Genomic DNA, 23,693 nt, shown 5'->3' on the forward strand with positions numbered 1-23,693 from the left:
TTTTATATTTTCTTTTTATGTAATGTTGAGGTGTCTTTAAATTTATTTATAGTAATCTTAGGATCACCATAAAGATGCACATCACTTGTTCCTGAGGTTTCTAAAGTTAAATCATTTACTACATGTATTGTAGCATCACTAGAATCTTCAATAACTAAATTACAAGTATTGATAGATAAGTTTTTTGCCGAAAAATCGGAGGAGTTTATCGTGTTAAGTGTAGCGTGTTCTACATCACCTTCTAACTTTGCATAAGCACTTTGGTACATATCTATTTGTAAACTATCCGTTTCGATTAAAGCTTCGGTTTTACTGTTTTCGTTAAGTTCGATTAACACCTTATCGCTTTCTATATTAAGTTTTGATTTAGAACTAATCCCAAATGTGGATTTATTGTTATTTGTTAGTGTGAATTGTTTGTTTTTAATATTTAAAAACGCCTTAGAGTAGTCATTAATTATTAATATCAAAGAATCGTTTTTTAAGGTGTTTGCAGCACTCACTTCTGCATCTTCATTAATTTCTATTTTACGAAGTGATTTAGTAATATTCACTACTATATTTAATTTTTTACTAGATTGAATTTTTGCAGAAGTACTAAAATGAAGCACACTATCTTTTACAGAAAACTCAATAATATCATGTAAGTTTTCGTCGGTTTCAATTTCTACCGATGCAGCATCGCTTTGTATTAATTCAATTTCAAATTTTTCACCAAAAGAAATGGTGTTAAAATCATCTATTAAAGTTTCTACTGTAGTAACATTTTTATTTCCTTTTACTTTTTCTTGAGCAAAACTTGAAATTGCTAGTGTAGCAATACACAGTGTTATGAGCCATTTTTTAGCCATTTATTTTAAAGTTAATAGTTATACTACAAATATATACAAAAACCATCCCAAACTTGATTTTAAGTTTGAAATGGTTTTTTTGTACTGAAAAAAATCAGTACAACTGGATTAATTGGTTGGTTTTAACTCTTTGCTAAAATAAAATATCCAATGCTATTTTTATTATAGCCCCTACTAAATTGATCATAATTGTTTGTTTTTTGATTGATTAATGGTTCAAATATTATACTTTTTGTTAGTGATTAATAACTTTAATATCTGACTTGTTGATTTATTAGGATGAATTGTTAATCGTTTTCCGTTGATATTTTTATTCCATCTTCGTCAATTTTAACTTTAATGTCCTCCGAGTTTCCTCGAACACCATCTTCATCTATTTTTAAATTAGAGTCTTTGGTTTTTAGTTCTAAACCTTCATCATCTATTATAAGACTAGAGCCTTTGTCATTATTGACATCAATATTTAATTTGTAATTTTTATCCTCTTCCTCTTTTTCAGTACAATCTAAACAAGTTGCTTCATCATCTAATACTTTTAAAATGTGGCCAGAATCTTTATAATTAACTAAATTATTATTGGAGGTATAATAGTTTAAAAAGGATCTAGTATTCTTGTTTAAGTTTATAACTGTTCCTTCGGGTACATATAAAATTAATCTTACTTCTTGATCACTAAATTTATTATCTGCATTGGTTGTTAAATACGAGTCAAATTGTAATGTATTATTAACAAGCGCATAATTATAATCTATGTTTTCGGCACGTTCTTTAGCCGTTTGAAAACTTCTACCATCTGCATTTTTTTCAATGTGTAAAGTAGCTACAGAGTCTTGTGTAGACCTAATAACTATTTTTACGTCTGATGAAAAAATATATTTTTGGTCATCATCTCCATAAACTAGATGAAACGAATTATTATTTCTTTGCATACTTTTGTTGTAGTCATTATTGTCTATCATCTTAATATTTAAAGTGTCAATTGTTGCCATACTATATACTTCTTTATGTTTAATAGTTGCATCAAAAGCATGTTCTGTAGCTTGTGTAACACCAATAACAACAAGACCTATTATAGCCATTAACCATAAACCAAGTAAAGAGTATTTTGCAATATTACCAATAGATCTTAGGTTATTAATTAATATCTTTAGACCTAAATAGAATACAAAGAAAAATGGGATTCCAATTGCAAATAAAGCCAATAGAGAAACTAACCAAACGGGAGTTCCTGCAGCATTTGCGGTATCTACTATGTCAAATCCTGGTACGTTAATGGCATCAGAAATGCCTACCGTAAACATTCCTATTATTAAACCTATTAAAGCAGAAGCACCTATTATTATTAGTATAACTCCAATAAATTTTGCAGCTACTTTTAAGAAAAACATAAAAATATCTCCAATAGTGTCAAAGAACGAAGTAGATGTTGACTTTAAGGAGTTACTTTTTTTTTTAAAGTCGATGTTTTTTGCTGCATCACTAACCGAATCGGAAACGTTTTTTGCAACATCTTGAACCGTATCTGAAACAGTAACAATACCATCTTTAATTTTCTTTTCGATATTACTAATGTTTACCGGTTCTCCTTTCATCATTAGTTTGTCACTTGTGGTAACGGCTTCAGGAAGTAAAATCCATAATAAGATATAAAGTAAAACTCCAGTTCCAGCACCAAATATTAAAAGAATCCAAATTAAACGAATCCAAATAGCATCTATACCAAAGTAATGGGATAGTCCTGCAGAAACACCACCAACATAGGAGTTATCTGTATCTCTAAACAGTTTTCTGCTAGAAGTTTTATTGCTAGAAGAATATTGTTTTGGTTCATCTTCAAATATTTCATCGTCTACTATGTAATCTTCGGGTTGCCCCATAATAGTAATTACATCGTCTACTTCTTTAATACCAATAACTTGCTTGTCGTGTTTTACGCGTTCTGTAAAAAGTTCAGCAATTCTTGCTTCTATGTCAGAAATAATTTCCGAGCGACCTTGAGAGTCTGTAAACGAACGTTTAATAGCCTCCAGATAGCGTTGTAATTTCGTATATGCATCTTCATCTATATGAAAAAATATACCTGCTAAATTTATGTTGACTGTTTTATTCATTATTTGTTGATTTTTGTCTTGTTACTATATTTACTGCGTTTTGTAATTCGCTCCAAGTGGTAGTTAATTCTTTAAGAAACAATTTTCCCGTTTCAGTTAAACCATAATATTTTCTTGGAGGTCCTGAGGTAGATTCTTCCCATCTGTAATTAAGAAGTCCTGCGTTTTTTAACCTAGTAAGTAAAGGGTAAATTGTTCCTTCTACTACTAAAAGTTTTGCGTCTTTTAATGTTCCTAGAATTTCTGCAACATACGCATCATCGTCTTTTAAGACCGAGAGTATGCAGTATTCTAGTACACCTTTACGCATTTGTGCTTTTGTGTTTTCTATCTTCATAGTTTCCTTTTAATTTTGTTATAACTGTTCATTTTTTGATGATTAAATGGTTGATGATTAATTTGTATTTAACGAGTGATTAATTCGTTTAAATTATTTTAAAAAATTGATGGTTAACGGATATTTAAAAAATTCGCCATCTCTTGCTGTTAAACTTGCTTTAATAATAAACACTAGTTCTAATAGAAAAGCAATAACTGCTAGCCCGGCAAAAGCACCACCAATATATAATAAAGGAGAAGGCTTGTCTAAGTTTATACTAATGTTTTCAAAAGCATTAATATTTATAAAATCTATTTGTTTAAAAATATTAAAGATGAAAAACGGAACCGTTAGCAACCCTATTACAATACTATATAGTAAAATACTTATCTGAAAATTAATAGCTTGCTTTCCGTGTGCATCTACAAATTCTGATTTATCCTTATTAGCAACCCAAAGTATTATTGGTCCAAGAAAATTTCCTAAAGGAATAATGAATCTTGAAAACGTAGATAAATGTATAAAAGTTGCAATGTTTTTTTGATGGTTGTTTACCATGATCTAAAAGTATATAATAGTTTCTTATACAAATATATGTCTTTAAAAAGGTATTATGTTACGCATAGTACTAAAAATTAACAAAATTTTAACAAATTGAAATGTCAAATATTTTCGATAGTTTTGGTGAAAATTATATCTATAATGAAGCTAACACCTAGAAAAATTAATACTTTTAATCTGTTTAAGTTACCATCCGTTTTTTTTACAGGAGTACGAGTAAAATCTATTAATAATGAAGCTTGTACTGTATATGTTAAACATAGATGGATAAATCAAAACCCTTTTAAATCTATGTTTTGGGCTGTGCAAGGTATGGCTGCCGAATTAACAACTGGTGCTTTAATGCTAATGAAAATTAAAGAAAGTGGAAAAAACATTTCTATGCTAGTAGCAAATAATAATGCCACTTTTACTAAAAAAGCGACAGGTAAAATTATGTTTGCTTGTAATGATGGAAATAAAATCGATGATGCAATTGCTAAAGCTATAGAAACTGGCGAAGGGCAAACCATTTGGATGCAATCTACAGGAACGAATGCAGATGGAGTAGAAGTATCAGTATTTAATTTTGAATGGAGTATAAAAGTGAAGTCTAAAAAGTAATTTGTAACAAAAATTAAAACAAAACTACTCATATACATATTAATCAAATAAACCAATAAAAAATGACAGCACACGAAATCGATTACAGAATATATGGTGAAGAAATGCAATACGTAGAAATTGAGTTAGATCCTCAAGAGGGTGTTGTAGCAGAATCTGGAAGTTTTATGATGATGGATGATGGTATTAAAATGGAAACCATTTTTGGTGATGGCTCGCAAAAAGATACTGGCTTTTTAGGTAAGATTTTAGGGGCGGGAAAACGTATTCTTACAGGAGAGAGTTTGTTTATGACTGCTTTTTATAACAATCTTGACGGTAAACGTAATGTAAGTTTTGCTTCGCCTTATCCAGGAAAAATAATACCAATTGATTTAACCGAATTTGGCGGAAAGTTTATTTGCCAGAAAGATGCATTTTTATGTGCAGCTAAAGGAGTAAGTATAGGTGTAGAGTTTTCTAAAAAGCTAGGAAGAGGTTTATTTGGAGGAGAAGGTTTTATCATGCAAAAATTAGAAGGTGATGGTATGGCGTTTGTTCATGCTGGAGGTACCATGGCTAAAAAGGAATTAAAAGCTGGGCAAACTTTACGTGTAGATACAGGCTGTATTATTGGCTTTGACCAAACCGTACATTATGATATTGAATTTGTTGGTGGTATTAAAAATACCGTCTTTGGAGGAGAAGGTCTATTCTTTGCAAAGCTTGAAGGTCCTGGAACTGTTTTTGTACAATCCTTACCTTTTAGCAGATTAGCAGGAAGAGTATTAGCAAGTGCACCAAGAACAGGAAGTAGTAGTAAAGGAGAAGGTAGTATACTAGGTGGAATTGGCGATTTACTAGATGGAGATAATAGATTTTAGTTAATAACTTTTAGGTGTTAAAGTTTTGTTTAAATAGAAATGCAATGCAGTTTTTTCACTATATTTAATCCATATATAAACAAATAGCCTATAAAACATTTCTACTTTTTTATTTCAACTAAACCTAATAAAATTATGGCAAGAGCAATGTTCGAGTACACCAAAACGGTACTTAATAAAGTGAGTTTTGATGCTACTTTGTTTTGTAAAGAAGTGCAAAAAGCTATTAACAGATTATTACCTTATGAAATTGAGGAACTAAAGATATTTGTTGAATCACTTGTAAAGCAAAACCCAGAACTAAATCAATGTTTAATCTATTTAAAACCATAAATTAAAAGCGACTATAAAGTCGCTTTTTTTAACTAATTTAATTAGATTAATTTTAAGTTTCATCTTATCTTTGGCCAAAAATATTAAACTGAAAAAAATATTTATTTACATATTGTTATTAGCATTTGCTTTTAAGCCAATGTATTATGTAAGTCAAGTGCTTTACTACCAGCTTAATATTGACTATATTGTAGAAACCTATTGTGTTAATAAAGAAAAACCAACGCTACAATGTAATGGTAAATGTCATTTAGCAAAACAACTGCAACCAACTTCTAACACTAGTAATAGTGATGATGCTATTTCAAGTCTTGTAGAAGCATTTACTTTTGTTTATTATAACGATTATCCTTCCTTAATATTTAATACTGTTTTCTTATTAGAAAGCAGAGAAAAATCTTTTTTTTATACTAAAAACTATACTTATAAATTCGAGTATAGTCATTTTAGACCTCCAACGGTATAATTTTATTTTACGGATTAGACTACTTTTAGAGTCTTTATCAAATAAGCTTTTAAATATTATATAAGCTCGTTTCTATATGCGAAATGTTGCTTCAACTAGTAATATATTATTAGGAATAGTATTTAAGATTTTTGATACAAATTAACAATTCAAAATATTTAAATTATACAAAATGAAATTTTTAAAATACACATTTGCGTTATTAGCATGCGCAGCAATTACTTCTTGCTCCTCAGACGATGACAATAACAATTCAGAAGATTTAACAGGGCAAACAGGAGAGCTAATTCTTAAGTTTGACAATGGAGTAGGAGATCAAGACTTTATTTTTGGTACAACATATAGCAAATCTAACGACGAATCTTTTCAATTAGATAACTTAAAATACATTATTAGCAACGTACAATTTACAGATAGTGATGGTAATATTTTTATGTATCCAGCAGAAGATAACGTGTTTATTGTAGACGAAACAGATGGTAATAATGCAGGTGAAATCTATATTACTTTAAACGATATAGATGCAGCAAATTATGTTTCGGTAAGCTTTGGAGTTGGTATAGATCAAGATCGTTTTGCACTTGGAGCAGATGGTCAAGGAGATTTTTTAGACGAAGCTTCAGAGGAAGGAATGATGTGGAGTTGGGCTTCTGGTTATAAGTTTATTCGATTAGATGGTACTTTTTCTACCACGACACTTACAAACGAACCTTTAAACGTTCACATGGGAAGCGTTGGTACTGCACTAGACAATTATCGTGAAGTAACTTTATCTTTTCCTAATACCGTATTAGTAAGAGAAACTACTTCTCCAGAAGTGCATATTAAAGCAGATATAGCAAAAGTATTTGACGGTACAACAACTGCAAACTTTGCAGATGGTTACGATCAAGTTCATACAGATGTTAATGAAACTCCTATTATAGCAGATAACATTAATGCGATGTTTACTGTACACCACGTACATAACGATTAATTAGTAAATAAAAATCAAGGAAAGTAAATAACGCTTTCCTTGGTTTTACTAAATACATATAATATGAAAAGAATAGTTCTTTTTTTATTGGTATGCTTTGCTTTTTTATCTTGTAGTGAAGATTCTGAAACAGAAGCATACGTAGCAATTCCACTTGAAGTCGTATTGCCAGAAAATTTTCCAGATATAGCTTATAATCTAGATAATAATCCTGTAACTGAAGCAGGTTTCGAGTTAGGTAAAGATTTGTTTTACGAAGGTAAATTATCTTCTAATGGAGCAATTGCATGTGCTTTTTGCCATGAACAAGCTTTTGCATTTACACATCATGGACATAATTTAAGTCATGGTGTAAATGGAGGAGTCGGTTTTAGAAACGCGCAACCTATTCAAAATTTAGCATACCAAACTTCTTTTATGTGGAATGGTGCAGCTTCTCATTTAGATTTGCAACCAATTATTCCTATTACTGCAGAAGTAGAAATGGGAGAAACCTTAAGTAATGTAATCTCTAAATTAAGTGCAGATCCCGAATATCAAGTAAAATTTGCCAAAGCTTTTGAAGATGGTGAAGTAAGTACAGAAAACATGCTCAAAGCATTATCACAATTCATGCTAATGATGGTTTCTTCAAATGCTACCTACGATAAGTATGTAAGGCAAGAAGACAACGTTACATTAACAGCAATAGAATTAGATGGATTGAATACATTTCAACAAAAATGTACCTCCTGTCATGCTACCGATTTATTTACAGATCAAACGTTTAGAAATAATGGGTTACCAATAAATCCACTATTAAATGATACTGGACGTTATGAAATTTTAGAAGATCCTAACGATTTATACACATTTAAAGTGCCAAGTTTAAGAAACGTTGAGGTTACTGGACCTTATATGCATGATGGAAGATTTACAACTTTAGAAGTGGTTTTAGATTTCTACGATTCTGGAGCTGTAGATAATGGTAATGTAGATCCTTCTCTTTTAAGGGAAGATAATACTTATGGTATAACATTAAACGATTACGAAAAAGAAAGTTTAATAGCTTTTTTAAAAACACTAACAGATAACGAATTTTTAGAAGATGAACGTTTTTCAGAATTTTAAAACCGGAATTGTAGTATTTGCAATTACACTTTTATATACCAATATTGCGCAAGCAAGTCGTATAGAAAATCCATGTGCTAATCACGAACCATTTAAAGTGTATTGTGATTTGTGTGGTTGCTCTACTAGTAGCGGAAGCTTTGGTTTTGGTACCTTAAGCAATGCTAATTTTGTAGGAGTACGGTATATTTATCAAAACTTTGAATCTAGAAATGGTATTTTCGAAAATTCGCCAGTTAGTAAAGAAACCTTTAATACCTACCAGTTATGGGCGCAAATACCAATAAATAATTCTTTTTATGTAAGTGCGAATTTGCCATACCAAGATTTAACTAGAAATTTTAATAATGCTAAAGAAAATATAAACGGTTTAGGTGACGCTAGTCTTATAGGTTGGTATAAACTACCATTTTATAAAAAGCAAAAGGAAGATAAGGTAGATTTTAATGCCGAAAGAGAAGCTTCTGGACATTCGCTGCAGTTTGGATTGGGAATTAAATTACCTACAGGTAAATTTGAAGAAAGCTTAGCAGATAATATAAATCCAGGATTTCAGGTTGGTACAGGAAGTGTAGATGGTATTTTTTCTTTAGGATATAATTATGGGGGAGATAAATATGGCGTAAATACACTTTTTAGCTATTACTTGAAAGGTGAAAATAAAAACGATTATCAATTTGGAAACCAGTTTAGTTATGCTACAAATCTGTATAGAGCATTTGCAACAGAAAAAATGAATATTATGCCTTTTGTTGGCGTATCTGGTGATGTTTATAACAAAATCACACAGTATGACGAAACTCTAGAAGATACAGATGGAAACATTCTTAATGCTTCCTTTGGATCGGAATTAGCAATAGATAAATTTATTTTTGGTGCGAGTTATACATTGCCAATTAGCCAGAGTTTGTTTGGAGATAATGTAGAATCTAAACAACGCGTATCTGTTTATGTAAACTTTGCGTTATAATCTGATTGCAAATAATTTTAAAGTTTTATACTATTTATAAAAGCAACCAGCTCTTAATTAGAATTAAGAGCTGGTTTTTTTACTGCTTTAAATAGTAATAAATGATATAGGGATTTTGTAATTATTATTTGATTTCATTATTCATATCTATTAACTTCAATTCTTTATAGTAGTTTTCAATTCTGGAGTGCGCAGTTCCATCTACTAATAAAATAACGATCATCATAGCAATGGTCGTAATGCTAATTGCACGCCAAGTTGGTGTGTTTATAAAAATTATTAATAAAGCAGCTACAATGATTATCATTGGGACTACTTTAAAAACTACTGTTTTATATTCTTTTAAAGTACTTTCTGCACGTTCCATTTCTGAAGCAACAAATGCAGTAGCATCTTTATGGTAAGCAGTTTCAAATGCTGTGATTCTTGATTTATTGGTGAAAAATAAACCAAGTCCGATAATTAAAAGTAATACACCTGCAATTAAAGTTGGAATGATGTATGCTTTAGCTATATCTGTTTTTCCTATTTGCCAAAACCCTAAACTAGCTAGTATAAAAAGGATGCCGAAGAGTATGAAAAATGGCGTAGAAAAAAGTTCTGCTTTGGCCCAATCTGTTGCTGTTTTTAATATATCCATAATTTAATTTAATTTGTATTTTTCTCTGTAGGCTGTTGGACTTATACCTTCCTTTTTTTTGAATAATCTAGAAAAGTATTGTGGATATTCAAACCCTAATTCATAAGCCACTTCTGCTATACTAATGTTTGGTTTTAATAAAATATTTTTTGCTTCATTAATTAAATATAACTGTAAATGTTCTGTAGTTGATTTGCCTGTTTCATTTTTAAGTGTATCACTTAAATACCGTTTTGAAACCAACATTTTATTTGCTATATTTTCAATACTAGGTATTCCTTTTTCGTGTAATTGGCCAGACTCAAAATAATTTTCTAACTGCAGATTGAATTGAACTAACAAATCATTGGAGAGTTCTTTTCGGTTTATAAATTGCCTTTCGTAAAAACGATTAGCATATTTTAAAAGGGTACTTAATTGCGAAATAATAATTTCTTTACTAAAGGCATCCTGGTTGTTTTGATATTCAATTTCAATATTTTCTACTATAGATTCTATTTGTCTTTCTTCTTTTGGTGAAAGATGCAATGCTTCATTCACGGTATAGGAAAAGAATCCATATTTTTTAATTTGATGTGCTAATTCGGTTCCTTTAATAAAATCTTCATGAAAGTTTAAAGAAAAACCTTTTTGCTCAAAAACGACACTATTATCCCACTGTAAAACTTGTCTTGGAGCAATAAAAATCAATGCACCATTGGTGAAGTCATATTTTGTTCTTCCGTAGTTTAAATCGCCTTTTACAAATTTCTTTAAGCTAATAGAGTAGCAGTCATTTGTAATTGGTGGCGAACTTTCTCTTGGACATGGTAGATATCCATCTCCTTTTGAGTTAAAAACACTAAGCATAGGATGCTCTGGTTTAGGAAGCTCTAAATAATCTAAATAGGAGGATAATGTTTTAAAATGTTGCATATTACAAATTTATATATTCCATTTTAAACCTGTAGCTTTTTCAGAAACTACCCAAAGTTTTTTAGCTACCGCTTTGTCTTTTGCATGTGGTTCTAGTTTACATGCACCAACTGGTCCTCCCCAATAGTTTTTTCCAGTAGGACCATAAAAACCACTTTGGTCTAAATCTGGTTCTGTAGCGCACATTAATTGTGGATATGCACCTTTTTCTGCAGATTGTACCATTGGTGTTAATTTCATTATTTGCCAAATGAATCTGGTTAATAAGCTACCACTAGTTTTAATTAGTGATGTTGAAGAAGCGCCTGGATGACATGCATATGCTTTAAGGTCTGTTTTTCCTGCTTTTTTTAGTCTATCTTGTAATTCGTAAACACACATGATTTGCGCTAGTTTACTTTGACTATACACAGCATTTGGGTTGTAGTTTTTATCCCAATTCATATCCTCAAACTGAATGGTTTTAATACCTAAATTATAGCCCATGCTTCCTACAGTAACAATACGTCCTTTAGATTCTAGTATTCTAGCGTATAGTAATCCTTGTAATAAAAAATTACCATAGTGATTTACGCCTAGTTGGCTTTCAAAACCATCAACAGTAAGTATTTGTTTTGGTACTTGCGCAATGGCAGCATTACAAATTAGGACATCTATTTTGGGAAATTTAGTTAGAACTTCCTCTGCAGCTCTTTTTACAGAAGCTTGTTCTGCTAAATCCATATGTATATTAGATGCATCTATAGTGTTGCCAAGTTCTTGTTTTAAGCTTGCTATAGTGTCTTCTGCTTTTTTTGTATTACGATTAAGCATGACCACTTTTGCTCCTTTTGATAGTAATATTTTAGCAGCTTCAAATCCTGTTCCGCTGGTAGTTCCTGTTATTAAAAATAGTTTACCATATACATTTCCTATTCTATCAGGTGTCCATCCTTTTTTACCAAATTGATTTGTTTTCATCTTGCTTATTTTTATTTCTAATTATATGGCAAAAATAAATGCGAAGTGACTGTTGTTTCTTATACAAATTTTCGAATATTGTATACTTTTTGGTGCTTTTTTATACTTGGGGGTTTGTTGGTTGGCTAGAACTAGCAATTAATTATTCACGGTGTTGTACTTTCGTTATTTATTATCGATTTCATTATTGATATTTTGAATTAACTCCTCTATCTCTGGTGTAAATATCTTGATTTTAATTTTTTAACTCCAAACACGATAATCAATATCTGCAAGTAGCTAGATAAATTTTGGTTTTTGTAAAATGTCCTCCGGAACACGATTAACTACCCAATTGTTGTTTTTATCAAGGAATGGATCTTCGCGAAATGAGAGCAGTAAATCTACATTAGGCCTATAGCGTCTTTTAGTATGGTCTATTTGGGTATGATAATCAAACAATCTGAAACCAAAGAAATTAATAAGTTGATTTTTAATACTGTCATTCGAAACACGATCAATTCCAAAGGATTTAAGAGCACCATATGGGCCTCTTTTAAACTGTAGATAATTACCCAAGTTTAATTTCCATAAATCGGATTGTATAGACATATCGAAAAAGACGTGATTATTTGTAAGATTTGTAAAATAATCTACAGTATTTTTTAAGGTAGTATAAGTTTCATAATGTTCCTGCAAATTTGATAAATCTAATCTTAAGCATTTTCAATTTCTGACAACATTTTTACTTCATATACTCTGTTTTTTTGCTGGATATAAATTATTAATCCGTAGTGCAATCAAAATACCAATAAGAACAAGCACAATCTCGCCAATTGCATAAATTAAATATTTGCCAAATTTGTTTTCAGTTAAAAGTTATTGTCTTATTCGTCTAAAAAACTTAATCATTGGTTAGTGGTAGTGATGTATAATGATTTTATTTATAATTAGTTACGTTCTTGGTGTAACTAATTTAACAAATACAAACCAAATAGAAAATTAGAGCAGATTTTAGTATGTTGGCAAGTATTATAAATGAATTATATAAGGTGTTGTTTGTAGTGACTTTCTAATCTTTATTATTTAATTTATAATTGAGTAATTCGTTTATTGTTTTTGAAAAACGGCCTGAATTAAAAGGTCAAATTGACATTTTTCAAGTGAAAAAATGACAATATCACTGAATATTTGGCATTTTCACTTAAGATTTCATTAAAATTTTCACATAAAAAGCGATGAATTCATTTTGGTATTTTTTTTGTAAAAAACTATAAAGAAGTCATATGATTTCAAATTTGAAATAATGTTTAATTTAAAATTTTTTAATTATGAGCAATTTAGTAACTGTTCCTAAAAATGGAAGTTTATCAAACACGAATTCAAATGTAAACTTCCCCAATTGGTCTAGCTGGTTAGATGATATTTTTAATAGAGACCTCCCTTCCGTATTTACGTCAAATTTCAATACTGGAATTACTTTACCTAAAGTGAATATTAAAGAAGCTGCTGATGCCTATATAGTAGAAATGGCAGTTCCTGGTCTAAAAAAATCGGATTTCCAAATTGACCTAGAAAGTCAAGTATTATCGATTTCTACAGAAACGAAAATAGAAAACGAAGAGAATGAAGAGAACTATACTCGTCGTGAATTTGGATATTCTTCGTTTAAAAGAACTTTTAGTTTGCCTGAAACTGTAGATGAAGATAAAATAGAAGCAAGTTATAGCGATGGTATTTTAAGTATTCATTTACCTAAAAAAGAAGAGGCAAAACAAAAGCCTGCAAGAACCATTAAAATTTCTTAATTACATAAAGCTATAGTTACATGTTGAAGATGAGGCTGATTTTTCGGTCTCATCTTTAACTATTATTGTTTGATTTATAGGTTTTTAATTTTAAAATTTAAAATAATGAAAAAATATATTTTATTGTTAATGATAATTTTTTTGTGTTTTAGTTGTAGTGGACAAGATAATGAAGCAAATAAAATAGAATCACAAAAAAGTGAAAAGAGTATAGTTGAAGTGCCTAAAGGTAGTTGGAAGGTTGATAAGGAATTTGATGAAAATGGAAATTTAATACAATACGATAGTATTTATTCTTGGTCATCTAATGACAAATTCAATACTCTTTCAAATTTTAGTAGAGATAGTTTGATGCAATCTTTTAAATCACGTTTCTTTTCTGACTTTTCAAAGTTTAAAAATGAAGGATTTGAAGATGTTTTTTCTCAAGATTCCCTTTTTAGCAAGCGCTTCTTTAATGATGATTTTTTTGGAAGCTCTTTTGGAAAAGACTTTATGGATATTGATAAAATAAGAGAGCAAATGCTTGAGAGGCAGAAGATTTTTTTAGAAAAATACCAGTCAGAATTTATTAAAACTGAAGACGAAAACTAAATAGTTTTCGTCTTTTTTTAGTTTAACAAAAGTCATAAATATATAAAAACATAAACGAATCACTTTTTCTCTAAGTTTTATACACGTTGTTTACTCTCGCATTTATGTGTCTTGAATAATAAAAACAACTTTACTAAAATCTTTTGTCTTCAAATCAATTTTTCTAATTCCAAAATAACAGCCTGATATTCCAATAGCCTCAAACTTTCCCCACATTCCAAAACTTAAAAGGTTAATAAAATCTGGGCGTAATTCTTGAACTTGCTTTTTTATATTCTCATCCTTATAATCCCTTGATTGCAAATAAGAGTATGCCCAATCAACTTCTACGGCATCTTGAATTGGACAAGGTGTACCTAAAATTGTTTCTCCTTCACAAAACTCAAATTGCTCTAGAATTTCTTCGTACAATTCATTATCCTTTTCCGATAAGCCTAAATTTTGATATTTCCAAGTATATGTTGTTGCTGGTAATCTAAATTCAAGATCCATATCTATTGGCACTTCTTTAAAGTTAAATTCTGTAGGTAAATCTTTCGGGAATTCCGTTTTTTTTATGCTACTTAAATTTCCGTTATAATATAATACTTGATATTTTTCTTTCTCCATTTGGAATTGATAATTTGAACCATATTCGCTCTCTGGTTTATTAAAATGGGTGAAAAAGTATAAAATACCATCCTTTGGAAGTATATTTTCTTTATCCAAATGAGAGGTTTGTTCTAAATTAATTTGAGCAAAAAATACCATTGGTTCTTCTTTAAAATTCGGCCACTTTGTATTAACAGGTAAATCTGGAGTCCCACCAAATTTTGAGTTTCCAATTTTATGCGATTTGCCTTCTGATAAATAAATGTTTGGTTCAATTAATGAAATTACCTTTTCTGGTTCTTCCCATTCGTATTGTTTTAATTCTGTTATTAATTTTTGCTTTTCTTTTTCGTAATTAGAAGGTTTTTTATTTCCAAAACATCCAAAAAACATAGTTGAAGATATTAAAATTAATAATAGGTGTAGCGATTTTTTCATGTATTGTACATGTTTATGTAAGCTTTGTTACGTATTTTAACAACTAAGTTAGTAAATAATAGTCAAATGTAAAATTCGTTTGTGTTTTCGTAAAAAGCTAGAACAGGCAATTAATTAAACATGTTGTTGCAGTACGTTTTTATTTCCATTTCGAAATAAAATTAGAATAAAACCAATTAGAGTTATCGCATATCCAAAAATTAGCCGAAAAGGTAACGGTATGATATGCCACAATATTAGATTAGCGATTAAAATTATTACTATTCCTGTCTTATTGTTTTGAAAGTAATTAAAGCTTAAAATCAATAAACCAAGGTTGAAAATTTTAGAACTTGGCCCTATAGTCATAAAAGGTTTCCATATTGATGGAACTTTTGAAATATGATTCGTGAATTGATTACGCAGTTCTTCGTTTGGAAAGCTCCACCAAATGAAGTCCAATACACACATTCCAATAATACAAGTAATCCCTATTAAAGTTAAAGGAATTCCAAGGATGCTAAATATTTCTTTAGGAAAAGAAACAACTTGAGGTATTAATAATACTACTCCAACTAACAAAAACCAATGTGCAAAATCAATAGGTTCTTGAGCGTATACAAAATCATTTCCTTTAGACATTATAATCTGACCAATTAGAAAGAAAAATAATCCAACTATAAAGCATGATTTGTATATGAACTCCGTTTTGTTTTTTACTTTTTTAGTTGTTTTCATTGGCTTTTTGCATGCACTATTATAGCTTAATATAGGCTTTTTTTTTGTAGATTTAAGTACTAAATTTAGCAAATAAAAACCGAATAGAATATTCCGAAAGAATATTTGTAAGTAGGATCGAACTAGTAGTTAATTAATATGTTGTTGTGTAATCGCTTTTATTTTTCAATCCATTTTCGAAAAGAAGCTGTCTTGCTTTGACTGGTTTTAAAATAGGTTTTAATAGCTTTTATTTTAATGGCCAAGATATTTTTGTTGTACCGCTGAATTTTTTCTACGTGTTGTTTGTTTACGAGAGTACTACGATTTATCCTAAAAAAATATTCCGTATTAAGCTCTTTTTCTATCTCGCTTAAAGTGGGTTTATTTAATAAGTGTTTCTTGCCTTTAATGTCATAAGCAAAAATAACACCTTCACTTGCTTCAAAGAAAGTAATGTTTTCCGTATCCAAAAAGTAAATTCCCTGATGCGTATTAATAGTAAAGCGTTTTTTGTAGGTGTTTTTTTCGAAGTTTTGTTGAATAAGTTTAGTAAGCTTATTCAGTTGTAGATTTTCATTAGAATATGACGTTTTCAAAAGTAGAAACTTATCCCAAGCTATTTGAAAACGGTCTTTGGAAAATGGTTTTAATAAATAAGCTATTCCATTACTTTCAAAAGCATTCATCAAAAACTGATCATAAGCTGTAGTGAAAATGATAGGACAAGAAACTTGAACTCGCTCGAAGATTTCAAAGGCATTACCATCTAACAATTCTATATCTGAAAAAATTATATCTACGCTAAAGTTACTAAGGAATTCAATTGCTGTTTCTACAGTATCAATCTCTGCTACTATTTTGGTTTTGGTTTCTAATGCTTCTAGAAATCTTTTTAGTTTCTTTCTTGCAGGTATTTCGTCTTCTATAATGAGTATTTTTATCACTTTACTAATGTATTTATTATAGGAATAATAACGGAAAAGGTACTATCAGACTTTTGAATTTCTATAGGATTCTCGATTAATAATTTATATTGCTCTTTTAAGTTATTTAATGCTCTTCCTGAAGTTGATTTTGCATTTCTTTTGGCAATATAATTGTTTGTTATTTTTATTCTTTTGTTTATTTCAATTTTTATAAAAACTGGACTTTCTGAAGTTCCTAAATTATGCTGGACTGCATTTTCTATTAGTAACTGTAAGGATAGCGGTACGATATAGCCGTCCGTATTTTCATTTTTAATTACTAATCGGTATGCGTTTCCATATTTATGTTGAATCAATCTAAAGTATTGTTCTGCAAAAATTAATTCTTCTTTTATGCTAACAAACTTTTTGTCTGATACTTGTAAAATATACCTGTAAATTTCTGCAAATTCATTCAAAAAATAAGATGCTTTGTTTTTGTCTTCATCAATCAATTGGTCCAAAACATTGAGATTGTTAAAAAGGAAATGCGGGTTAAGTTGGGTTTTTAGTTGTTTAATTTTATTTTCTGAAATCGCTTGGTTATACTTAATTAGCTTCTTTTGTTTATTTATATTCTGATTATAGTAGTAATATACTAAAAAAAAGCTGCCATAAATAATTCCGTCCAATAGATTAGAAAAGGTAGATAGAATAAGAGTTTGTTGATTAAAATTACGTTCAATACTATCAAAAGCATAGGCAATCATAAAACCAATTACTTGCATTGCAACCACAAAACTAAGAAGCGAAGCACCAAATATTTTCAACAATACTTTTATTCCAAAAACATCAGATGTTTGCCATTTTCTAATAAAAAAGACAAGGATTAAAAAAAGAATACATACTGAAACCAATGTAGCAAAAGCAGCTTCTGGTGTAAAGGTATAAGCGTTAATTTCTTGCCTTACTATAATGCGCTTATAAACAGATTGTATGTATGCAAACAGTAAAATAAACAGCAAAAAATGCCAATTAGAATATGCGGTATATAATAGTTTTTTCATTTGTAATCAAATTTAAAAATAGTACTATATCGCTATAGTGTTATTTTATTAAATATGTTATTTGGTTTTTTCTGGGAACGAGGCAATTGTATTCCCCTGTTCGTCATAAAATTCGAGTTTGGCTTTATTCTCTTTGTCAATATAAAACATAGCCTTCGGTAGTCCTTTATCATCAAAAAGAAACAAGCCGTTATTCTGACTTCGTGTTTTTCCGATCAATACTCGTGGCACTCCGCCTATCAATTCGTTTTCTTCATATTCCTTTTGTTTAATCTTCATCGTTTTTGGATCTATTTTACGAAGTTCTTGTAGCTCCTTTATTATTTCAGCTGTTTTTAATTGGGATTCTTTACTTGGCCGATCGTTAAATACCAAACTGCTGCTAACAAACCTTTTGTCTCCTTTTTGATAATCCTTTGTTAACAATTGCATTACTTGGTCGCCATCATATTGGTCATAGGTTAATGATAATCCCGAGCTGTGACCATTTTCATTTTTCTGTCCATCGTAAATGAAACCACCACATTCTATTCCGTCTTCGTTGTAAAATAGCATTCCCGAACGCTTTTTTCGTTCTTCATTTGTAGGCCTTGCATTGATTTTATCACTTCCGTTAGGAAAGCGATCAACGTTTGTAATAATCATCTTTACAGTTCCGTTTGCTTCTACAATATTGATTCTTTCGACATCAATTTCGCTGAATTTTTGATTACCGTTTTTTTTGAAACCTGAAGTGGTTATTAAGATCATTCCGGCTACAGTAGCTATGGCAAAAGCTCTTAAAAAAATTAATTCTCTTTTCATTTTTTGTTATGTTATAATGTTAAAATTTGATAGAGCAAATCTATTTCAAAGAGACTTTAAGTTCAATAACTAAACAATGGTGTAAGGAAAAAAACTAATGAGCTAAGGAATTTACCTTTTGAGTTTAACTTAGATGTCTAGTCCTGAAATATGGCTACAGGTTAAAATTGAATTTACGCTGATAATTTATATACCATATTTGATGTTTTATAGGCTAAAGATAAGTGTAATCTTATTTCGTTGTATAAATTAATTAGATTTTTTGTTGCTCTTTTTGAAGAGCTTTGATTCTTGATATTTCGTCTTTAGTTTCCATTTTGCTATGGTGTTCATTAAGTCTTTGCGATTGTACTTTTTATTCCACACATTCACTGTTTTGGCGCTATAGAGTAGAGTTTACAAAGTTCACTTTTTTTGTGTTTTCCAGCACTAAGTTCGGTTAAAATTTTTAATTTAAAGGGTTCACTGTAACGTCTAATTACTTTGTCATTTTTGTACATAATGTTTAAAATTATGTAGCCTTTATTCAGGACGGGGCAGCATTAAAGCTAACGTGTTTGTAAATGAAAAGTTGCGTTTTTGTAAGCGAGGATTTTCCGTAGTAAAATCAGACGTAAAAAAGTGCAACTAACTTTATTTAAGCACTAATTTAGCGGTTTTTTATATACGATGTTGGCAACCGTTTTTATTTCCATCCATTAATATTTGAATATGTTTCATAGTCGCAACCAGATTCGTATTCAAAGTCCTTTTTCATTTTCTGTTCATAAGCAGAAGTTGCAAGATAGAGCAGTGGTTCAAAATCTAAGTCTTTTGGCATTTTTTCAGAATCCAATATCACACTTTCAAACATACTTTTGCCATTGGCAATTACACAACATCTTACATATAGAAAATAATCGGCCGAAAAATATTCTTTTCCATATGAGTTTTTTCCAATATTCTTTGCGTTTTCCTCATTGTCCAACAAATAGAGTTTGTAGCTTAAATTCTCTTGAAACTGTTTTATTTCAGTCACTTTTTTATTAGCTAAAAACTTAATTGCTGTCAACATTCTTTCTTCATCATCACTTTTTGACCAATCGATTTTATCGATAACCTCCCAAAATGATTTTTCGTCCATCATTTTTTTAGGTTTCATATTTCTCTTTCGGTATTCTTCAGCTCTTTTTTTCGATGCAATTTTAGCTATCTCTACTTCTTGTTGAAATTCTTCTTTTTCATTTTCCCACCTCCACTCAAAAAAAGCATCTTGCCCAAAGTTTTTATCAAAAGCCCCATAGTATGGATAACATCCAATTGTGCCATCACCAATTTTGATTTTAAAATTTCGTTCCTCTTTTTTTAAAGGAATGTTGCCCAAATATTCAAAGTTTTCTATTCCTTTTAATATTCTTATTCCAATCGCAGATTTGTTGTTACAGAAGAAACGATTCTCAATTAAAATTTCTGTTAGGTTTTTATCGTTTAGTTTTGGTTTTTCTAATCCGATATATTGTGTAATTCCAACTAAAATACATTCTAAATGTTTTGTAAAACTCGTTTTTCCATTCGTTTTTAATATTCTGAATGCTCCGAAAAAATTCCTTTCGAGTTTAGAAATAAATATGTCTCCTTCTTTTACGGTCATTTCTCAAATGGTTGCAATGTTTGTATATGATTTGTTACGTGGTTATGTACGTAATTTAGCAAATAAAAATCGAATAGAAAATCCGCGAGGATTTTCGTAAGTAGGCTAGAACTAGCAATACATTATATACGGTTTTAGCAATAGTTTTTTTACTCTAGTTTTTTTTTAACAATTCATTCAATATTTTCGTTGACCCTTCACTACCTAATTCCACAGCTTTTGTATAACTTTTTATAGCTTCTTCTTTTTTATCATATTTTAAATAAGCTTCACCAAGTGAATCCCATAAATTGCCATCTTCAGGGAATAATTTCACATTAAGTTTAAATAGTTCTAACGCCCAAGCAGGTTTTTCCTCTTTTTTCAATCTGCTATATGCTAGTCGATTTAGTATTGCATGGTCATTAAATTCATTATTAAGTTCTTTCTTTAAAAAATCTGGTAATTTTTCTGCATTTACAGATGGATTCGTTTTCATAAATTCATGAATTAATTCATAAATGTTCTTGGAAATTGGTGTTGTGGTATAATTTGAATCAAAAATCATTTTACCTATTTCTCGGGCAACGTTTTCTGATTCACTACCTAAAAATGCATTTGTTATGTATATAACAACTACATCATCATCTAAAAATCTAACAAAATCTGCAAAATACAATCCATTACTACCATTATGAGCAACGATTTTCGTGTCTCTATTACTTTGAGATATTGCCCAACCATAACCATAGTACGAAGTCATTTTATCATTTTCGGCTACATACGGTGTTTCTTGGATTTCTTTAGTTTTTGATGTTAAAACAACCTTGTTTTTTAAAGCTAAATGCCATTTATATAAATCTTCAATGGTGGAATGAATGTCTCCCTTACCTATACTATACCAATGTTTGTCATTGAAAGGAAGGTGCTGTTGGGTTGTTCCCCAATCTTCCCATTGCTCATCATTTCTGTTATAGTAGTAGCCATGTGCTAGTCGTTCTGTACTAAAGTTGATGCTTTTATATCCTGTGCTTTTCATTTGAGAAGGTTCAAACAAATAGTCATTTAGAAAAGAACTATACGTTTGCCCTGAAACGGACTCCAATATAACCGTTAACATGATGTAGTTGGCATTTGCATATTGGTACTTTGCGCCTGGTTTAGATTGTAATTCTGATTCAAAGAATTCTTTTAGAAACTGTTGTTTGCTTGCCTCATTATATCTAAAACCACCAGTTCTATTAGAAATTCCTGATGTATGAGTTAATAATTGATGAATAGTTATATCCCTTTTATCAATAGGTGTCTGAATAATATATGAACTTATTTTATCTGATGTTTTAATTTTTCCTTGTTCTACAAGTTTTAAAATAGCTGATGCAGTAAATTGTTTAGTTACTGAACCAATATTAAAGACTGTAGATGGTGAATTGGGTATTTTATTTTCTCTATCTGCCCATCCATATCCTTTAGATAAAATAATTTCTCCCTTTTTAGAAACTAAAACAACTCCAGAAAAGCCATTTGTAACGCTTGCCTCCAAATAAGTGTCAATTCTATTAAATAGTTCTTTATTTGAGCTTTGAGAAAAAGAACTTAATGTTAAAAAGGTTAAGAAAACGAAAATTAGTACTTTAATAGATGAATTCATTTTTTGATTGATTGATTGATTGATTGATTGATTGATTGATTGATTGATTGATGAATAAGTCTATCAGTTTTCTATTTTGTTACATTTTTTAAATGTTTGGTAACTTGTTTATGTAAGATTAGTTGCGTGTTTAAGTAACTAATTTAGCAAATAAAAACCGAATAGAAAGTCCGCGAGGACTTTTGTAAGCAGGCTAGAACCTAGCAATCAATTATACACGTTGTTGCCATTAGTTTGTTTTTACATTTATTTTTTCAATTCTGTTTATCATTTCTTCTGCATTTGTATTTTCAGGATTGAGTTCTAAAGATTTTTGATAGCTTATTTTTGAGAATTCAAATTGATCATTTAAGAAATAACTTTCGCCCATACTATCAAATGCATTTGATGAATTTGGGAATTCTGAGATAAGTAATGTAAAAATACTAATAGCCTCTTCTATTTGACCTTTCTTAATCAAATCATAGCCAAGTTGATTTAATTCATTTTCATCCGAAAAATTATATTCAGAAAAATTTTGCTTTTTTAAGTTTTTATAAAGCTGAATTCCCTCATTAGCATTATCATAACATTTTTCTCTAATTGCGAGATAAATTGATTTCTGTGGTATTGAAAAGGAATTGCCTTTTAAAATATTTTCGACTGCATTAGTTATTTCTCGAAGCTTACGGTTTTTATTATTTGTCATTAAAACGATTGATAATTCTTCTTTCACATTATAATGGATAAAAGATTCATAATTGAAAGATGATCCATGATGTTGATGAATTAGCAAAGTGTCATTCTCAATTACCCCAATTCCTAAAGCTGAAGAACTCTCCTTAGAATGCGAATCAAATAAAGTAATTAGCGATTTATCAGATATAAACTGTCCTGAATGTAAGTTGATTATCCATTTATACATATCATTTGCAGTAGGGTTTACCCAACCAGAGAATTCGATATCCATTGCTCTATCATTTACAAAAGCATTATTAAAAGCGGTTACTAATTCAGGGTTTTGAGTATCCGCGTCAATAATAGCATTTGTCATACCGCCAGGAATAAGTAGGTTTTTTTGAATAAAATCATTAAAACTCATTCCAGATACTTGTTCAACAATTCTTCTTTGTAGAAAAACATTATTGTTACTGTACAAGTAATCTGTGCCAGGTTTAAAACTTAGATGTTTAATATTTTTTAATTCGTTATAGATATCTTTGTCATTTTTAATATTGTTCCAGTTGATTCTTGGCAGTCCACTAGTATATTGAAGTAGATGCCTAATACTAATGGTATTTGACCATTCTGGTAATTGCAATTCAAAATTTGAGATTTTATCATCCAGATTAAGTAACCCTCTTTCATTTAAAACCATTATCGCAACAGCGTTGAATTCTTTTGCTATAGAACCAATGTTAAATATTGAGTTTCTACTAAGTTTTTTTGATCTAGAGGCATCTGAATATCCGAATTCATTTTGATATACAATATGATTGCCCTTTGCTATAAGGATATTTCCGTTGAATAATCCACGATCAAATGACACTTTCATCAATGTGTCTATTTGGTTTATTGTTGTTTCAGACAAATACTTTGCCGTCGGATTGTTTTTGTTTTGACAGTTTGTGAAAAAGATTATTGATGTTAGAAAAAAGAGAGTTTTTATTCTATTCATTTTTTGAAATTTTACTGAAAGACTATAAATTAATTAAACTGCTGCAGTTTTTAATTAATGGCAACGTGTTTGTATAAGATTAGTTCCGTGTTTAAGAAACTAATTTAGTAAATAAAAACCGAATAGAATATTTGTAAGTAAGCTAGAACTAGCACACGATGTTACCTGCTGGCTTTTCTTCTTCTGCACTAGTTTAAATCGTAAATAAAGAAC

At 29.9% G+C, this 23,693-nt stretch carries 25 protein-coding genes; 9 read left to right on the plus strand and 16 right to left on the minus strand.

The genetic code is table 11. From position 1 onward, the window contains the following. Positions 1-2: 2 nt before the first annotated feature. From ACVC3Y_RS02875 to ACVC3Y_RS02890, 4 genes are all read right to left on the minus strand, one after another. Positions 3-851, minus strand: coding sequence for a GIN domain-containing protein (locus ACVC3Y_RS02875; protein ID WP_303425961.1), 849 nt, complete (start codon positions 849-851; stop codon positions 3-5). A gap of 287 nt (positions 852-1,138) precedes the next feature. Then, positions 1,139-2,962 (minus strand): PspC domain-containing protein, encoded by a 1,824-nt coding sequence (locus ACVC3Y_RS02880; protein WP_452226053.1) that lies wholly within the window; start codon positions 2,960-2,962, stop codon positions 1,139-1,141. Further along, positions 2,955-3,299, minus strand: coding sequence for a PadR family transcriptional regulator (locus ACVC3Y_RS02885; RefSeq protein ID WP_303425966.1), 345 nt, complete (start codon positions 3,297-3,299; stop codon positions 2,955-2,957). The genes ACVC3Y_RS02880 and ACVC3Y_RS02885 overlap by 8 nt, the downstream gene beginning before the upstream one ends. A gap of 93 nt (positions 3,300-3,392) precedes the next feature. Then, a complete protein-coding gene (locus ACVC3Y_RS02890) occupies positions 3,393-3,839 on the minus strand; it encodes a DUF4870 domain-containing protein (RefSeq protein ID WP_303425967.1) in 447 nt (148 codons plus the stop codon). A 144-nt stretch (positions 3,840-3,983) separates the two neighbouring features. Here ACVC3Y_RS02890 and ACVC3Y_RS02895 point away from each other — a divergent pair, with 144 nt between their 5' ends. The 7 genes from ACVC3Y_RS02895 to ACVC3Y_RS02925 all read left to right on the plus strand — a co-directional run bounded on the left by ACVC3Y_RS02895 (position 3,984) and on the right by ACVC3Y_RS02925 (position 9,163). After that, positions 3,984-4,445 carry a DUF4442 domain-containing protein gene (locus ACVC3Y_RS02895; protein ID WP_303425968.1) on the plus strand — a complete coding sequence of 154 codons (462 nt, stop codon included), beginning with the start codon at positions 3,984-3,986 and terminating at the stop codon, positions 4,443-4,445. Between the two features lie 62 nt (positions 4,446-4,507). Further along, positions 4,508-5,308, plus strand: a complete 801-nt coding sequence (locus ACVC3Y_RS02900) for a TIGR00266 family protein (protein WP_303425970.1) — start codon at positions 4,508-4,510, stop codon at positions 5,306-5,308. Positions 5,309-5,443: 135 nt separating this feature from the next. Next, on the plus strand, positions 5,444-5,641 hold the full coding sequence (locus ACVC3Y_RS02905) for a hypothetical protein (RefSeq protein WP_303425972.1): 198 nt from the start codon (positions 5,444-5,446) through the stop codon (positions 5,639-5,641). Between the two features lie 139 nt (positions 5,642-5,780). Next, the gene (locus ACVC3Y_RS02910) at positions 5,781-6,107 is read left to right on the plus strand and encodes a hypothetical protein (RefSeq protein ID WP_452226054.1); all 327 of its coding nucleotides are present in this window, start codon (positions 5,781-5,783) and stop codon (positions 6,105-6,107) included. A gap of 172 nt (positions 6,108-6,279) precedes the next feature. Further along, entirely contained in the window at positions 6,280-7,083 is an 804-nt protein-coding gene (locus ACVC3Y_RS02915) for an MbnP family protein (RefSeq protein WP_452226055.1), read from the plus strand. A gap of 63 nt (positions 7,084-7,146) precedes the next feature. After that, a complete protein-coding gene (locus ACVC3Y_RS02920; RefSeq protein WP_303425976.1) occupies positions 7,147-8,193 on the plus strand; it encodes a cytochrome-c peroxidase in 1,047 nt (348 codons plus the stop codon). Then, the gene (locus ACVC3Y_RS02925; protein ID WP_452226056.1) at positions 8,171-9,163 is read left to right on the plus strand and encodes a hypothetical protein; all 993 of its coding nucleotides are present in this window, start codon (positions 8,171-8,173) and stop codon (positions 9,161-9,163) included. The genes ACVC3Y_RS02920 and ACVC3Y_RS02925 overlap by 23 nt, the downstream gene beginning before the upstream one ends. A 124-nt stretch (positions 9,164-9,287) precedes the next feature. On the opposite strand, the gene ACVC3Y_RS02930 is transcribed toward ACVC3Y_RS02925, so the two are convergent. The 4 genes from ACVC3Y_RS02930 to ACVC3Y_RS02945 form a co-directional block, all read right to left on the minus strand. Then, positions 9,288-9,803 (minus strand): hypothetical protein, encoded by a 516-nt coding sequence (locus ACVC3Y_RS02930; RefSeq protein ID WP_452226057.1) that lies wholly within the window; start codon positions 9,801-9,803, stop codon positions 9,288-9,290. A gap of 3 nt (positions 9,804-9,806) precedes the next feature. Then, positions 9,807-10,718: a helix-turn-helix domain-containing protein gene (locus ACVC3Y_RS02935; protein WP_452226058.1), complete on the minus strand. Its 912-nt coding sequence runs from the start codon at positions 10,716-10,718 to the stop codon at positions 9,807-9,809. Positions 10,719-10,727: 9 nt separating this feature from the next. Continuing rightward, on the minus strand, positions 10,728-11,678 hold the full coding sequence (locus ACVC3Y_RS02940; RefSeq protein ID WP_452226059.1) for an SDR family oxidoreductase: 951 nt from the start codon (positions 11,676-11,678) through the stop codon (positions 10,728-10,730). Positions 11,679-11,957: 279 nt separating this feature from the next. Next, entirely contained in the window at positions 11,958-12,356 is a 399-nt protein-coding gene (locus tag ACVC3Y_RS02945) for a hypothetical protein (protein ID WP_452226060.1), read from the minus strand. A 632-nt stretch (positions 12,357-12,988) separates the two neighbouring features. Between ACVC3Y_RS02945 and ACVC3Y_RS02950 the strand changes: the two genes are divergently transcribed. Next, positions 12,989-13,465 carry an Hsp20/alpha crystallin family protein gene (locus ACVC3Y_RS02950; RefSeq protein WP_452226061.1) on the plus strand — a complete coding sequence of 159 codons (477 nt, stop codon included), beginning with the start codon at positions 12,989-12,991 and terminating at the stop codon, positions 13,463-13,465. 105 nt (positions 13,466-13,570) lie between these two features. Beyond that, positions 13,571-14,059 carry a hypothetical protein gene (locus tag ACVC3Y_RS02955; RefSeq protein WP_303425982.1) on the plus strand — a complete coding sequence of 163 codons (489 nt, stop codon included), beginning with the start codon at positions 13,571-13,573 and terminating at the stop codon, positions 14,057-14,059. Between the two features lie 102 nt (positions 14,060-14,161). Here ACVC3Y_RS02955 and ACVC3Y_RS02960 read toward each other — a convergent pair whose 3' ends face one another. From ACVC3Y_RS02960 to ACVC3Y_RS02995, 8 genes are all read right to left on the minus strand, one after another. Next, positions 14,162-15,088: a DUF1963 domain-containing protein gene (locus ACVC3Y_RS02960; RefSeq protein WP_452226062.1), complete on the minus strand. Its 927-nt coding sequence runs from the start codon at positions 15,086-15,088 to the stop codon at positions 14,162-14,164. Between the two features lie 114 nt (positions 15,089-15,202). Beyond that, positions 15,203-15,805: a hypothetical protein gene (locus tag ACVC3Y_RS02965; protein WP_452226063.1), complete on the minus strand. Its 603-nt coding sequence runs from the start codon at positions 15,803-15,805 to the stop codon at positions 15,203-15,205. A 158-nt stretch (positions 15,806-15,963) separates the two neighbouring features. Next, positions 15,964-16,731 carry a LytR/AlgR family response regulator transcription factor gene (locus ACVC3Y_RS02970; protein ID WP_452226064.1) on the minus strand — a complete coding sequence of 256 codons (768 nt, stop codon included), beginning with the start codon at positions 16,729-16,731 and terminating at the stop codon, positions 15,964-15,966. Beyond that, positions 16,728-17,759, minus strand: a complete 1,032-nt coding sequence (locus ACVC3Y_RS02975) for a sensor histidine kinase (protein ID WP_452226065.1) — start codon at positions 17,757-17,759, stop codon at positions 16,728-16,730. Before ACVC3Y_RS02975 ends, ACVC3Y_RS02970 begins: the two co-directional genes overlap by 4 nt. 57 nt (positions 17,760-17,816) lie before the next feature. Then, positions 17,817-18,563, minus strand: a complete 747-nt coding sequence (locus ACVC3Y_RS02980; protein ID WP_452226066.1) for a hypothetical protein — start codon at positions 18,561-18,563, stop codon at positions 17,817-17,819. 685 nt (positions 18,564-19,248) lie between these two features. Next, positions 19,249-20,193 carry a DUF4240 domain-containing protein gene (locus tag ACVC3Y_RS02985; RefSeq protein ID WP_452226067.1) on the minus strand — a complete coding sequence of 315 codons (945 nt, stop codon included), beginning with the start codon at positions 20,191-20,193 and terminating at the stop codon, positions 19,249-19,251. Between the two features lie 154 nt (positions 20,194-20,347). Next, on the minus strand, positions 20,348-21,823 hold the full coding sequence (locus ACVC3Y_RS02990) for a serine hydrolase (protein ID WP_452226068.1): 1,476 nt from the start codon (positions 21,821-21,823) through the stop codon (positions 20,348-20,350). Positions 21,824-22,052: 229 nt separating this feature from the next. Then, the gene (locus tag ACVC3Y_RS02995; RefSeq protein WP_452226069.1) at positions 22,053-23,480 is read right to left on the minus strand and encodes a serine hydrolase; all 1,428 of its coding nucleotides are present in this window, start codon (positions 23,478-23,480) and stop codon (positions 22,053-22,055) included. Positions 23,481-23,693 lie beyond the last annotated feature (213 nt).

Source organism: Lacinutrix cladophorae, from assembly GCF_053604645.1.